The following is a 15159-nucleotide window of genomic DNA, read 5'->3' as shown; positions in this document are numbered from 1 at the left end:
GAAAGGCGGGATTTACATGCAATATTCAGAAACAAAAAAAGGCGTTCTTTATACAGCCGTTTCCTTTATCTTGTGGGGGCTGTTTCCTCTTTATTGGAAGCTTCTTGAACAGCTGCCGGCTCTTGATATTTTGGCTCACCGTATTATATGGTCTTTTGTTTTTATGTGTATCGTTCTTTTTTTCTTGCGGCAATGGAAAACAGGATGGCAGGAGCTGCGATCTTTGAAACAGAAAGGCGGCATCCTTTCTTTATTTCTCGCTTCAATCCTGATTTCGGTTAACTGGTTTGTATACATATGGGCTGTCAACCATGGCTTTTTGCTTGAGGCTAGTCTTGGCTATTATATTAATCCGCTTGTATCAGTGCTCCTTGGGATATTCTTTTTAAAGGAAAAACTGAATCGCCTGCAAGTGGCGGCGGTTTCGATTGCGGCGGCCGGCGTCATCATTTCGGCGTTCCAATACGGCTCCATTCCTTATATTGCGCTTCTGCTTGCATTCAGCTTCGGGCTGTACGGGTTTAGCAAAAAAAGAACAAGCTTGCCGAGCGCTATCGGTTTAACACTGGAAACATTTATGATTACGCCGATTGCGTTGGGATATTTGCTGCTGAGCGGCCATGTTCAGCCCGCGGGTGCAGAAAGCGGAGGGACGTGGATGCTTCTCTTTTTTGCCGGTGTGTTTACGGCGCTGCCGCTATTATTGTTTGCGGAAGGAGCGAAACGGCTGCCGCTGTATCAAGTTGGTATCTTGCAATATATTGCACCGACTATTACTTTGCTGATCGGGCTCTTTGTTTATCATGAGCCATTTTCAAGCTCGAAGGCTTTTACATTCAGCTGTATATGGGCTGCATTGCTCTTGTTTACGTTTTCACAAGTGAAGTGGAAACGGGCGTCAAAAAGCCACTGAGGCCTTTGGCTTTTCAGTTGAAGCATATATTATGTATAATCATTTCATGTATGTAAGACATAAAGGAGCAAGACGATGGACAATGATAAAGAGATAGTGAAAGCCTATGCTTCACTTTGGAACAATCGATCTTTCGCAAGTGATGACGCAGAAGCGGTAGCGGAGGCGATAGATCTTGAGCTCTTGGATAAACGAACACATCCGAGGCTCCGAAAACCGATGCTGGAAAAATATTTTGCCGCGGTCCAGCGTATTGTGAATTCACAGCTCGAACCGGCAGTGAAATACCGGCTGGTCAAATTACATACAGAACGTGCAGAGCATTTAAAAGAAGAAAGAGGGGAGCAATCATGAAAGCAATCATAAAAGAAGATGTGCAAGCATCTTTAGAACGATATGCGGACCGCCCTGTATATATCCATTTAGAAACCACAACAGGTTCTTATTCAGCGCACTTAAATGAAAAAAACATGACGGTTGTTGCGTACATCCGCAATGCAAAAGTCACCTATCACCAGGCAAAAATCAAAGGCAGCGGACCTTACCGCGTCGGTTTGAAAACAGAAGAAGGCTGGATTTATGCTGAAGGCTTGACTGAATACACTGTAGACGAAGAGAACCGTTTGTTAATGGCGGGACACCTGCCGGGCGGTAAACTGGCTATTTCTCTGCAAATCAGTGAAAAACCGTTCACAGTTTAAAGAAAAGGGTGAAAATCGAATGAAAGAACATGTACTTGTAATCCTGCCTCACCCTGATGACGAATCATACGGAGTGGCAGGCCTCATTGCCTTAAACAGAAAAAAAGACATTCCCGTTACGTACGCCTGCGCGACGTTAGGTGAAATGGGCAGAAATATGGGCGATCCATTTTTCGCGAATCGGGAAACGTTGCCGCTCTTAAGAAAACAAGAGCTCATTAACGCTTGCAAAGAAATGGATATCAACGACCTTCGGATGCTTGGGCTCCGTGATAAAACGCTTGAATTCGAAGACGATGAGTATTTAGCTGATATCATGGAAGAGATTATAGATGATGTAAAACCAAGTTTAATTGTCACATTTTATCCAGAGCACGGCGTACACCCTGACCATGATGCATGCGGAGAAGCGGTTATCCGCGCATTGTACCGCAAAAAGAAAGAAGATCGTCCGCGCACAATCTGTATGGCCATTACGCGCAACAGAGAAGAGGTGCTCGGTGAAGCAGATGTCGTCCTTGATATCAAAGAAGTAGCGGATATTAAAATGAATGCGTTAAGAGCTCACCGCACTCAAACAGAAGGCATGCTTAGAGAGCTTGAAGAAAAATTGAAAAACAATGAACCTGTTATGGCAACATGGTTTGAAGAAGAACGCTATTGGACGTACCAATGGAATGATTAATCAAAAAGGTATAAGGCCTTTAAGCCTTATACCTTTTTTAATTTTAAATCAGATGCAATTGCTGAAGCGAGGGTGGACCTCAAGGAAATATCTTCGAAAGACAAACCAAGCTGAACCGCGGTTTGCGCAATTTCGGGTCGGATTCCCGACAAAGTTGATGAAACGCCGATTAAACGCAGCGCCTCAATTAAACTGAACAGCTGGTGGGCAACCATCGTATCAATAACAACTACCCCCGATAAATCAATATACAGCTGCGTCACTTTTTTCTTCGCACATTGATGCAGTGTGTTTTCCATAATCAGTTTTGCGCGGACCGTATCAATATCGCCGATTAAAGGCAGCAGCCCAACGCTGTGAAACAGGACAATGACCGGTGCGCTTAATTCAGTAATCATATCTTTTTGAGCCTGAAGCTGAAGACTTGTGTTTTTGTACATTTCTTCTATAAAAATATGAATGACAAGATCGAATGCTTTTATAAGGGAGTGATATAGATCTTCGGCTTCTTCGCCTTTCACAGTCTCATGATTGAGATGGACAAATTCTTTCACATAAGAAATATATAGATCTCTCACTCTGACAAACTCACGGATAATATAGTGGATAGGAGTCTTTAAATGCTCCGGATCCTGTGTCACTTCAAAGGCCCATTCTTTCAGTATAGGCAGGTACACATCTTCGTCCTCTATAAAAATACGGTTAATCTTATAGTTGAAGGCAAGATTCTGGCTCTTTAAATTTTGAATGACAGCAGGGTCTGTTGATGCATAAATGGAATTCGGATCTGTCTCCTCGATTGTTTCATACCATGTTGAACTGATGGTCTCCGCATGCTGAGACAGATATTCGTATAATTTCTTGTTTTTTGCCATGATTGATCACCTCTTTTAGATGTATTGTTTTTGTGAATAACGTTTTTGCAGTTTTGCCAGCCTGAAAAACAGCCCAACTGCTCCGGCAGCAAGCCCTGTAATTAATCCGATCCAATAGCCGAACGCTCCGAGGCTTGTAAAGGTGCCGACCGCATAACCGACCGGCAGCCCGATGACCCAGTAAGAGACAAAAGCGGCAGCAAGCGTGTAGTTCACATCTTTGTACCCTCGAAGCGCTCCCTGAATCGGCGCGGCGACAGCATCAGAAAGCTGAAAAAACAGCGCGAAAATTAAAAAGTGCTGTGTCAGCCGAAGCACATCGGGATCAGAAGTGTACATGCCGGCAATTTGCTCTCTGAACAAAAGGATACAGGCAGCAGTTAATAAAGAAAAGCCGATCGCCATCATGATCCCGATTAAGCTGTATGAGCGCGCATCCTTAAAACGGGCTGCACCGGCTTCAAAACCGACCACAATAGTTAAAGCCATGGATACGCTGAGCGGCAGCATATATAAAAGCGAAGCAAAGTTCATGGCTGCCTGATGGGATGCGATGGTCACTGTATCAAAATGGCTCATCAAAAGCGTGACAGCTGCGAAAATGCTCGTTTCAAAAAATACAGCGAATCCAATAGGCAGCCCGATTTTGAGCATATTTTTGCATGCGTTCCAGGAGAATTTATACATTGTACGGAAAATCCCATATTCGGAAAACGGCGTGGATTTACGAATAATGAAAAAACTGATGATGCAGATACACCAATATGTAAGCGCAGACGCTAGCCCGGCACCGACGCCGCCAAGAGCCGGCATTCCGAATTTCCCGAAGATGAAAACGTAATTCAATACAAAATTGATCGGCAGAGAACTGAGTGTAATCATCATTGTGACTTTCGTTTTCCCTAATGAGTCAATGAATGATCTCAAAACAGTGTAAACAAATAAAGGGAAAATCCCTAGCGATAAAAAGCCTAAAAAGTGTTTAGCAATCTGGTGTACGTGTATCTCAAGGTGCAATCGCCCGAGAATAAGGTCCACTGCAGCATATCCAATCGCTAAAACGGCGATGCTAAGAAGCGCGGCCACGTACACAGCCTGTAAAACAGTAAAGGGAATTTTTTGTTTTTTTCCAGCGCCTAATAACTGAGCGACAATCGGGGTGACTGCCATTAATATGCCTGCAAGTCCTGTGTAAACAGGGGTCCAAAGACTCGAGCCAATAGCCACACCGGCTAAATCAGCGGGGCTGACTTTCCCTGACATTACGGTATCTAAAAACGTCATCAGGGAAAGCCCCGCCTGGGTAATAAATATTGGAATGAATATGTGCAAAAGCTGTTTGATCTTTTGCCTGGCGTTTTGAGTTTCTTTCATACATTGATCTCCGTTTCTTTTTCATAACGAGAGAAATTATAACATTTTATGTATAAAAAGCAATGAACGCCGGACCTATTCTTTTTTTGTCGGTTTCGTTTTTCGAAACATTTGGGCATAAATAAAAGAAAGTGAGATCACGCCTAAAAAGGTGCAAACATACTGAATGATTCTTTCGATTTCCATTCTTTACATCCCTCCTTACCAATAGAATGTGCATCATTAAGACAAGCATGCGTGAAAAGTTGGAGAAATTTGAATAGGAGATGAAGGGCTATGCGTTATGAGCAAATGTCAGAAAATGCATTCAAGGGAAAAATACAAGTGTATTTAGAGCAAATACTAGGTGATGCGTCACTCATCTTAAAAACGCTTCACGAAAAAGACCAGTGCCTTCTATGTGAATTAGATGATTTAGGCCACATTTTTCAAGATATGCAGGGCATCGCATCGTCCTTTTATTTGCAGTCATACATTGAACAATTCACGCCGGCATTTATTGAATTGGCCAAGGCGATCAAAGCACTTTCGGAACATAAACATGGTGCTTTAATAGTGATTGAAAGAGCAGATCCGGTTGAACATTTTATACAAAAAGGGACTTCCCTTCATGCAGAGATCAGCGCTTCATTAATTGAGAGCATTTTTTTTCCGGGAAACCCTCTTCATGACGGCGCTTTATTGGTTAGGGAAAATAAACTTGTGTCAGCAGCCAATGTACTCCCGCTGACAACAAAAGAAGTGGATGTCCATTTGGGAACCCGGCACCGCGCGGCTCTTGGTATGTCGGGTCATACAGATGCGCTTGTGCTCGTTGTTTCAGAAGAGACGGGGAAGATGTCGTTTGCGAAAGACGGCGTATTATATCCGGTGATTTCGCCAAGAACGTAAAAATAATGAAAAGGACCTGACTAAAAATCCTGTCATGCGACAAAATGACTACATTCGGATCTTTTTTAAAGCATTCACTTTAAGCTGAATGCTTTTTGTTTTGAAGACAGGAAATATAAACCGGTAGAAAAGTTATATTAAATTAATATTCATAAAGTTAAATACTTTACCTGATTTTGTATTTGTAGTACCGTATAAAATATTACATAAATTTTAAAGGAAGGGTGCTGCCGCATGGCTAATGTATTAATGATTGGGTTTCCCGGTGAGGGACATATTAATCCATCTATCGGTGTGATGAAAGAGCTGAAATCCCGAGGAGAAAACATTACTTACTACGCAGTGGAGGAATACAAAGAAAAAATCACAGCTCTTGATATTGAGTTTCGTCAGTATCATGATTTCAGGGGAGATTACTTCGGCAAAAACGCAACCGGAGATGAGGAAAGAGATTTCACAGAAATGATCTGCGCCTTTTTGAAAGCCTGTAAGGATATCGCGGCTCATATTTATGATGAGGTCAAGCATGAATCGTATGATTATGTCATTTACGATCATCATCTTCTGGCCGGCAAAATCATTGCCAACTTGCTGAAGCTGCCGAGATTTTCAATGTGTACAACCTTTGCGATGAATGAGGAATTTCTAAAGGAAATGATGGGCACTTACATGAATGGCTCATTTGAAGATTCGCCTCATTATGAAACTTATCAACAGCTTGCAGAAACATTAAATGCTGATTATCAAGCAGGGATTAAGAAGCCGTTTGATGTTTTTTCTTCAGAGGGGGACTTGACGATTGTCTTCACATCAAGGGAATTTCAGCCAATGGCTGAGCAATTCGGCGAGCGGTATATATTTGTCGGCCCTTCCATTACAGAAAGAGCCGGAATCAATGATTTCCCATTTGATCAGATTGATAATGAAAACGTGCTGTTTATTTCGATGGGAACCATTTTTAACAATCAAAAACAGTTTTTTAATCAATGTCTCGAGGTATGCAAAGACTTTGACGGCAAAGTTGTGCTTTCCATCGGCAAGCATATTAAGGCAAGCGAGTTAAACGACATTCCGGCAAATTTCATTGTGCGCCCTTACGTCCCACAGCTTGAGATTCTAAAAAGAGCCAGCTTATTTGTGACCCACGGCGGAATGAACAGCACAAGTGAAGGTTTGTATTTTGAAACCCCGCTCGTTGTTATTCCGATGGGAGCTGACCAATTTGTCGTCGGAAACCAGGCGGAAAAAATCGGTGCAGGAAAAGTGCTGAAAAAAGAACAATTATCTGAAAACCTTTTGAAAGAAACGATTCAAGAGGTGATGAACAATTCAGTGTATGCTGAAAAGGCGAAAGAAATTGGGCAATCACTGAAAGCGGCAGGCGGTTCTAAAAAAGCGGCCGATAGTATTCTTGAATTCTTGAAATACAAAAAGAAATCAGTTAACGCATAGGGAAAAGCCTGTTCTGATCAATAGAACAGGCTTTATATTTTTTCGTGAAGGGATTTGGCATGCCGATAGAGAATGATAAGAAAAACAGACAAGAAAGGAGGAAAATCTGCTCCATTCATCAATAGAAAACCATCATTTTTACCCCTGCTTAAATAGTGCCTTAGACCTTCGAAAAATACATACGGCTTATGTAAAATGTTAGGTGTTTATTTGAAAGTTTAAGGTCGAACATTGCTGACATATAATGCCGAATGATTGAAAAGGGTGTAACTCGTTAAAAAAGTGACGATAAAATTGATGTGTGCCATTTTTGGAAACAAAATACTAGCTGTTTATGCAAAAAACGGTTTAGGAGGTTGAATGAATGAAAAAGAAGATTGTAGCCGGTTTGGCAGTTTCTGCAGTTGTTGGGTCATCGATGGCCGCAGCACCCGCGGAAGCAAAAACGATAAAAGTAAAAAGCGGTGACTCTCTTTGGAAACTTTCCCGCCAATATGATACGACAATATCCAAACTGAAATCCGAAAATAAATTGAAATCAACGGTGCTTTATGTCGGTCAAAGCCTTAAGATTCCTGAACAGGGCAAAAAAAGTACGCCATCCTCATCAAGCTCAAGCAAAACGTCTACATACACGGTTGCATATGGTGATTCGCTATGGATGATTGCGAAAAATCATAAAATGAGTGTATCCGAGCTTAAAAGCTTAAACAGCCTGACGAGCGACCTGATTCGTCCCGGACAAAAGCTTAAAATCAAAGGGACAAGCAGTTCACGCGGTACAAACGAACCGAAGAAAAATAGCGGCGGCTCCGATTCTTCCGGCTCTTCGAAAAGTACATATACCGTTAAGCTTGGTGACTCATTGTGGAAAATTGCAAACAGCTTACATATGACTGTAGCTGAATTGAAAACCTTAAATGGTTTAACATCTGATACGCTTTACCCTAAGCAAGTACTCAAAATAAAAGGGAACAGTTCATCTAAGACCGGGAACAGCGGTTCCAAGAAGCCGTCAAACGGCAATCCCTCAAAAACAACTGCATACAAGGTGAAAGCAGGCGATTCGCTGTGGAAAATCGCGAATCAGCTCGGAGTCACTGTGCAAAGCATCCGGGATAAAAACAATTTATCATCTGATGTGCTGCAAATCGGACAGGTTCTGACGATTTCGGGAACAACAAAGTCTGACAATTCGAAACAGACAAAGCCAAAAGACAACTCAGGATCAAACGTTCAAATAGGATCAAAGATTGACAGAATGATAACAGAAGCGAAAAAATATGTCGGGGTGCCGTACCGCTGGGGCGGAAACACGCCTGCAGGGTTTGATTGCAGCGGTTTCATTTATTACCTCATTAATAATGTATCATCTATATCAAGATTGAGTACGGCGGGGTATTGGAATGTCATGCAAAAAGTCAGTCAGCCTTCAGTCGGAGATTTTGTCTTCTTTACCACATATAAATCCGGCCCGTCTCACATGGGGATTTATCTAGGCGGAGGAGACTTTATTCATGCAAGTTCATCGGGTGTTGACATTTCCAATCTCAGCAATTCTTATTGGAAACAACGCTACTTGGGCGCAAGAAGTTATTTTTAAAAATGAGTATGATGAAAAAGCCTTTTATATAGGCTTTTTTGTTTATTTCGGACAATGATTGACCACACTGTTAGAAAAAACAAGGGGGAGACAGTATGTACCGTCTCTTGCTGTTGATGATGCTGACGGCACTGGGAGTTGCGGGATGCGGACAAAAAAAACCTCCGGACCCTCCTAAGCGGGTGCCGGAAAAAAAGGCGGTTGAAACATCCGCATTTGGTCATCATGTCCAGCTGGTCAATCGTGAAGGCAAAGCAATCGGTTTTATAGAAATTAAAGAATCAGATGACGAAGGCCTCGATATTCACATCTCCGCAAACAGCTTGCGCCCCGGCGCTTCTCTCGGTTTTCATATTTATGAGAAAGGGTCATGTGTCAGGCCGGATTTTGAATCAGCCGGAGGCCCCTTTAATCCGCTGAACAATGAACACGGCTTCAACAATCCGATGGGGCATCATGCCGGAGATTTGCCGAACCTTGAAGTCGGTGCTGATGGAAAAGTAGATGTGATTATGAATGCGCCGGATACCTCTTTGAAAAAAGGAAGTAAACTAAATATTCTCGACCGAGACGGGAGTGCGTTTATTATTCATGAACATGCCGATGATTATTTGACAAACCCAAGCGGCAATTCAGGCGCGCGTATCGTCTGCGGAGCCCTTTCCGGCAATCATGAGAAGCAGTAATATCATCCAAGCCCTTTTGTATTGAGCATACAAGGGCTTTTTTAGTATACTCGTTAATGGAATACGAATAGGAAAGGGAACCTGTCTATGACAACTCAATTACAGCACTTAACATTGCCGGAAGATATACAGCAAAAGCTTTTAGCATATAAAGACCAGCCAATTTCTCCAGAGTTCCAGTCGCTCATCGGGACGTCAGGATATGAGGCGGAGGATGAAGCGATTTTATTTGACGCCATAATCGCATTAGCCATGGGAAAAAATGTCCTGCTGAAAGGGCCTACAGGCTCAGGAAAAACAAAACTGGCAGAAACATTATCCGGTTATTTCCATAAACCGATGCACAGTGTCAACTGTTCAGTTGACTTGGACGCTGAAGCCTTGGTCGGCTATAAAACGATTGAAAACCAATCTGGCCAGGCGACAATCGAGTTTGTTTCAGGGCCAGTCACAAAAGCAATGAAGGAAGGCCATTTTCTTTATATAGATGAAATCAATATGGCAAAGCCGGAAACACTGCCTATTTTAAACGGTGTATTAGATTACAGAAAAATGATGACAAATCCGTTTACAGGCGAGGTTATCAGGGCAAAAGGAGGATTCGGGGTCATTGCAGCCATCAATGAAGGCTATGTAGGAACTGTTCCGCTGAATGAAGCATTGAAAAACCGTTTTGTCATCATTGATGTGCCTTATATTAAAGGCGAGCTGCTGAAACAAGTGCTCATGTCTCAGTCAGCCCTGAAAGACGAGAAATTGATCGACAGATTTATCACGCTTTCCTCTGACTTGATCGTTCAGACCAATAACGGACAGGTGTCTGAAGAAGCAGCATCCATCAGAGCTTTAATCGATACATGTGATTTAGCCGCTTATATTCCGCCGCGTCGTGCTATTGAGCGGGGAATTGTAGAGAAGCTTGATGATGACCGGGAAAAGGCGGCCGTCCGAAATATCGCAGAAACTCTGTTTGAATGAGGGAGCTGCGATGAAATTTATCAAATTTAACGACAGCACAATTGATTCGTTTTTATTTATGATGCTGACTGACTTGGCCAAAACACTCACCAAGAGTGAAGCGGTAGAAGTGGAGTATGGCGTTCAGTCCTATTACAATCCATTCGAAAAGAAAATCTATATGAGCCACTTTTGGAAAGACAGGGTTGCTGAGGACATGGAAGCGGGTTTGAAAAGCGATGTCTACCTGCGTTCAGTCGGAACGAGATATAGTTCACTGCACGAGTTTGCGAGCTTTTTGAATGATATCCATCGGCGTCTTCGTTTTAAAAGCTTTGCCAAGCAGCTGTTTATGCTGCTTGAGGACATCAGAATTGAGGAATGCATCAAACACGAGCGCCCGGGTACGAAACATGTATTTGCGAAGAGAAAAGACATGTACAGAAAATATTTCTCCACCCAGCTGACCTTAAATTTGGAACGGAGCATTTTTACGGATGCGCTCTTTTGCGCGATTTATGTCAAACTGACTGCGGAATCGCCGCTCGAAACCCTTCCGTCTATGCGTGAAGATATTGATCTGATGCGCCCGTATATTGAGCAGCAGCTCCTGCGTGTGTATGAAGCACATTCGACACGGCAGGTTCTGAAAATTGTGGAAGACATCATGGACGGGCTTGAAGAGGTGCTCGATAAAGACATGCTGAACGCCTACTTCTTTTTGCCTGAGCTTGATTACGCAAAAGCTGCAGAACAGCCGTTATTTGAAGAAGAGAAGAAAGCGCCGAAGCTGAGTGATGACATCACGCTTCCTAAAAAATCAGACGGTGATGAGGACATACATGAGGAAGACATGCCGACGTGGCACCGGGAAACAGAAGCACCGGCTAAAAGCTTCCTGCAATTTGATATTGAACACGGGGCGAAATCAGATTTAGGGAAAGACGCTTCAAGGGAAGGCGACGATGGGGACCAAGCTCTTGGCTCTGTCCAAGGATCAGCCAGACAAACAAAACGGAAAGATTATTCCAAGCTGGAGGCGCTGGAGTCCCAGAAAGACCAGCCAAACGGAGCGGGTATGGCTGACGGCAAAGAAAATAAATACGCATTTCCAATTTACAAAGAACCGCAGCCGGCAACAGGAGAAGAAGAGTTTTCTTATAAGCAGCAGGCAAAAACGATTGAATCGTATCAAAAGCGATTGAAACAGATGATTCAAAAAACGCTGGAGCATAAAAAAACATCGCCAAGAACAGACCTTCATGCAGGACGGCTGAACAATAAGCTTCTCCGCTACTTCACTGAACGAAATCCGCGTCTTTTCTACAAAAAGCAAGAACCATCTTCAGAAATTGACGCGGTTTTTACATTGCTGGTTGACTGTTCTGCCAGCATGTTCGACAAAATGGACGAAACAAAGCGGGGAATCGTGCTGTTCCACGAAGCGTTGAAATCGGTAGCAGTTCCGCATCAGATTGTCGGCTTCTGGGAGGACACAAACGATGCGACAGAAACAAGCCAGCCAAACTATTTCAATATGGTTATTCCTTTTCAATCATCATTAAGACAAGAGGCAGGGCCGGCAATTATGCAACTTGAGCCTGAGGAAGACAACCGTGACGGCTACGCGATCCGGCAAATGACGAAAACAATGCTGCGACGCAGCGAGGCACAAAAGTTCCTAATCGTTTTCTCAGATGGAGAGCCGGCAGCATTTGGCTATGAACAAAATGGGATTGTCGATACAAGTGAAGCGGTTATTGAAGCCCGAAAAAGAGGAATTGAAGTGATCAATGTTTTTCTCTCCAATTCAGAAATTGAAGAATCGCAAATGAAGACCATCCAGAATATGTACGGAAAATTCAGTATATTTGTTCCGGATGTCGATCAGCTCCCGGATGTTTTGTATCCGCTGTTGAAAAAACTGCTCCATAAAAGCATAGGATAGCCCTTTATCCTATGCTTTTTGGCGTTTCTTTTTTTAAATGATTAAATTTTTTGTTTTTTATAAAGGTTTTTTACTGTTTTGCGAACAATCAAGGTAGAATCAAATTGAAAACAGTGGTAAAATATCGTTGGAAGCGTTTTTATTACATAATTTTGGACACAGCGTTCGAAAGTTATTTTAAGATAGTGAATCATTCACTTGATTATCTAAGTTGGGGGTAATATTCAAATGTTTCAAAATAGTATGAAACAACGAATGAATTGGGAAGATTTTTACGGTCCGAACCTCGGCTATGCGCTGGAGCTTTACGATCAGTATACCCAGGATCCGACTAGCGTTGATCCGGATCTAAAGGAAATGTTCGACGAGCTCGGTGCTCCGCCAAGCGATATAAAAGAGGCCTCGGGAACAAAAGAAAAGGGACATGTTACAGCCGATCTGATTCAAAAGATCGCATCCGCAGTCAGACTTGCAGAAGATATCCGAACCTATGGCCATTTAAACGCTTCCGTCAATCCGCTCAGAAAGGATGGGGAAAAGAGCGAACTCTTTCCATTATCCGACTACGGGCTAACAGAAGAGGAAATAAAAACAATACCTGCGTCCGTGATTTGCAAAGACGCTCCTAAAAACATTACGAACGGTTTAGAAGCCATTCAGTATTTACGAAATACGTATAAAAGAACCATCTCATTTGAATTTGACCATGTGCATGACTTCAAAGAGCGCGAGTGGCTGACGAAAATGATTGAATCCGGAGAGCTGTTCCTGAAAAGCTCAGCTGAAAAGCTGTCGGCTGTGCTGGAAAGGCTGACAGAAGTAGAAGGCTTCGAGCAGTTTTTGCACCGCACGTTCGTCGGACAGAAACGTTTTTCCATCGAGGGCTTGGACGCTCTTGTTCCAGTGCTTGATGACATTATCGCGCAATCTGTTAAATCTGGCACGACGAGTGTCAACATCGGGATGGCGCACAGGGGGCGCCTGAATGTCTTGGCACACGTCCTCGGCAAACCGTATGAAATCATTTTCTCTGAATTCCAGCATGCGCCGAACAAAGATCTAGTCCCGTCTGAGGGATCAATCGGAATCAGCTACGGATGGACAGGGGATGTCAAATACCACCTCGGGGCGAATCGGGAGCTTCAAGACGCTGAAACAAAATCAGCGCGCATTACGTTAGCAAACAACCCGAGCCACTTGGAATTTATCAATCCGATTGTCGAAGGAAGCACAAGAGCGGCACAGGAAACGAGAACACAAAGCGGATACCCGGTGCAGGATGAAACAAAATCGCTAGCTATTTTAATTCATGGAGACGCTGCATTCCCTGGGGAAGGAATTGTCGCTGAAACATTGAATTTAAGCTCTTTAAAGGGGTATCAAGTAGGCGGCGCGATCCATATTATCGCCAATAACATGATCGGATTCACAACAGAAAGCGCTGAATCAAGATCAACAAAATACGCCAGTGACCTGGCAAAAGGCTATGAAATTCCGATTGTCCATGTGAATGCGGACGATCCTGAAGCTTGTCTTTCAGCAGTTAAGTTTGCGGTCGAATACCGAAAAACGTTCAACAAGGATTTTCTGATTGACTTAATCGGGTACAGACGCTACGGGCACAACGAAATGGATGAGCCGTCAACCACTCAGCCGATGCTGTATGACGCTGTCAGAAAGCATCCGACCGTCAAACAAATTTTCGCCGAAAAGCTCGTAAACGAAGGTATGCTTACCGAGGAAGTTGTTCAAAACATCGAAAAATCAGTAACAAAGCGCATTGAAGATGCTTATCAGAAAGTGCCGGCTAAAAAGGAACAAGTCGCAAGTGAAATTGAACTTCCAGAGCCTGTTTCAAACGGTTTTCCTGATGTCGATACATCCATTGATTTTGATGTGCTCCGCAAGCTGAATGGCGAATTGGTCAACTGGCCGGAGTCATTTAACGTTTTCGGCAAGCTGAAGCGCATTTTAGAAAGACGTGCCAAGGCATTTGATGATGACAGAAAAGTGGAATGGTCTTTAGCAGAATCACTTGCCTTTGCGTCAATTTTGAAAGACGGAACACCGATTCGTTTAACAGGACAGGATTCGGAGCGCGGAACGTTCGCCCAAAGAAACCTCGTGCTCCATGACAGTGAGACGGGCGAAGAATTTGTGCCGCTTCATCACTTATCTGACTGCAGCACATCATTTGCTGTCCACAACAGTCCGCTGTCCGAAGGATCGGTTCTCGGCTTTGAATACGGCTATAATGTGCATTCACCGGAAACGCTTGTCATGTGGGAAGCGCAGTACGGAGATTTTGCCAACGCAGCACAAGTGTATTTTGACCAATTTATTTCAGCCGGCCGCGCGAAATGGGGGCAAAAATCCGGATTGGTTATGCTTCTTCCGCACGGTTACGAGGGACAGGGGCCTGAGCACTCAAGCGGAAGAATCGAGCGGTTTCTGCAGCTTGCAGCGGAAAACAACTGGACGGTCGCCAACCTGACAAGCGCCGCACAATATTTCCATATTTTAAGAAGACAGGCGAAAATGCTGCTTCGTGAAGAGATCAGACCGCTCGTCATCATGACGCCGAAGAGCCTTCTTCGCAACCCGAATACAGTTTCGGAGGTGCAAGAGCTCAGCGAAAGCCGCTTCCAGCCTGTATACGAACAGTCCGGACTTTCTCATAACTATGAAAAAGTAACCAGACTGGTATTGTCCAGCGGTAAAGTGTCCATAGACATCAGCGATCATTTCAATAAGTTAGAAGACGATAAAGAGTGGCTTCACATTGCGAGAATTGAACAGCTGTATCCATTCCCGGCAAAAGGAGTCAAAGAATTATTTGCAAAACTTCCGAACCTGAAAGAAATTGTTTGGGTGCAGGAAGAGCCGCAGAACATGGGGGCGTGGAGTTATATCAGCCCGTATTTGACAGAAATTGCACCAAAGGGAGTAAGTGTTCAATATATTGGACGAAGAAGACGATCCAGCCCTGCAGAGGGTGATCCGACAGTTCATAAAAAAGAACAGGAACGTATCGTATCTGATAGCTTGACTCGCAAAAACTAAGGGGGAAATGA

13 protein-coding genes are annotated in these 15159 nt (G+C 43.5%); 11 read left to right on the top strand and 2 right to left on the bottom strand.

Annotated elements, in window-relative coordinates; all coding sequences use genetic code 11:
- Positions 1 to 16: 16 nt before the first annotated feature.
- From rarD to bshB2, 4 genes are all read left to right on the top strand, one after another.
- A complete protein-coding gene (rarD, locus tag G4P54_RS11235; protein WP_024715365.1) occupies positions 17 to 913 on the top strand; it encodes an EamA family transporter RarD in 897 nt (298 codons plus the stop codon).
- A gap of 75 nt (positions 914 to 988) precedes the next feature.
- Positions 989 to 1267 carry a hypothetical protein gene (locus tag G4P54_RS11230; protein WP_024715366.1) on the top strand — a complete coding sequence of 93 codons (279 nt, stop codon included), beginning with the start codon at positions 989 to 991 and terminating at the stop codon, positions 1265 to 1267.
- Positions 1264 to 1614 (top strand): YojF family protein, encoded by a 351-nt coding sequence (locus G4P54_RS11225; protein WP_010334594.1) that lies wholly within the window; start codon positions 1264 to 1266, stop codon positions 1612 to 1614. The genes G4P54_RS11230 and G4P54_RS11225 overlap by 4 nt, the downstream gene beginning before the upstream one ends.
- A gap of 19 nt (positions 1615 to 1633) precedes the next feature.
- Positions 1634 to 2299 (top strand): bacillithiol biosynthesis deacetylase BshB2, encoded by a 666-nt coding sequence (gene bshB2, locus G4P54_RS11220; RefSeq protein ID WP_024715367.1) that lies wholly within the window; start codon positions 1634 to 1636, stop codon positions 2297 to 2299.
- Positions 2300 to 2325: 26 nt separating this feature from the next.
- On the opposite strand, the gene rsbRC is transcribed toward bshB2, so the two are convergent.
- Together rsbRC and G4P54_RS11210 are read right to left on the bottom strand one after the other, a co-directional pair.
- Positions 2326 to 3174, bottom strand: a complete 849-nt coding sequence (gene rsbRC / locus G4P54_RS11215) for an RsbT co-antagonist RsbRC (RefSeq protein ID WP_024715368.1) — start codon at positions 3172 to 3174, stop codon at positions 2326 to 2328.
- 15 nt (positions 3175 to 3189) lie between these two features.
- A complete protein-coding gene (locus G4P54_RS11210; RefSeq protein ID WP_167872701.1) occupies positions 3190 to 4548 on the bottom strand; it encodes an MATE family efflux transporter in 1359 nt (452 codons plus the stop codon).
- A gap of 276 nt (positions 4549 to 4824) precedes the next feature.
- Between G4P54_RS11210 and cdaS the strand changes: the two genes are divergently transcribed.
- From cdaS to sucA, 7 genes are all read left to right on the top strand, one after another.
- Positions 4825 to 5439, top strand: coding sequence for a cyclic di-AMP synthase CdaS (gene cdaS, locus G4P54_RS11205; protein WP_024715370.1), 615 nt, complete (start codon positions 4825 to 4827; stop codon positions 5437 to 5439).
- 234 nt (positions 5440 to 5673) lie between these two features.
- A complete protein-coding gene (locus G4P54_RS11200) occupies positions 5674 to 6891 on the top strand; it encodes a macrolide family glycosyltransferase (RefSeq protein ID WP_167872700.1) in 1218 nt (405 codons plus the stop codon).
- Between the two features lie 364 nt (positions 6892 to 7255).
- The gene (locus tag G4P54_RS11195; RefSeq protein ID WP_024715372.1) at positions 7256 to 8494 is read left to right on the top strand and encodes a C40 family peptidase; all 1239 of its coding nucleotides are present in this window, start codon (positions 7256 to 7258) and stop codon (positions 8492 to 8494) included.
- A 95-nt stretch (positions 8495 to 8589) separates the two neighbouring features.
- Complete coding sequence (locus G4P54_RS11190) at positions 8590 to 9180, top strand: superoxide dismutase family protein (RefSeq protein WP_024715373.1); 591 nt, start codon at positions 8590 to 8592, stop codon at positions 9178 to 9180.
- An 87-nt stretch (positions 9181 to 9267) separates the two neighbouring features.
- On the top strand, positions 9268 to 10158 hold the full coding sequence (locus tag G4P54_RS11185) for an AAA family ATPase (protein ID WP_024715374.1): 891 nt from the start codon (positions 9268 to 9270) through the stop codon (positions 10156 to 10158).
- A gap of 10 nt (positions 10159 to 10168) precedes the next feature.
- A complete protein-coding gene (locus G4P54_RS11180) occupies positions 10169 to 12085 on the top strand; it encodes a vWA domain-containing protein (protein WP_167872699.1) in 1917 nt (638 codons plus the stop codon).
- A gap of 228 nt (positions 12086 to 12313) precedes the next feature.
- Complete coding sequence (gene sucA, locus G4P54_RS11175; RefSeq protein ID WP_167872698.1) at positions 12314 to 15148, top strand: 2-oxoglutarate dehydrogenase E1 component; 2835 nt, start codon at positions 12314 to 12316, stop codon at positions 15146 to 15148.
- Positions 15149 to 15159 lie beyond the last annotated feature (11 nt).

The sequence above is a fragment of the Bacillus tequilensis genome (assembly GCF_012225885.1).
GTDB classification, from domain to species: Bacteria; Bacillota; Bacilli; order Bacillales; family Bacillaceae; genus Bacillus; species Bacillus tequilensis.
This window is presented reverse-complemented; position numbering and strand designations above follow the sequence as displayed.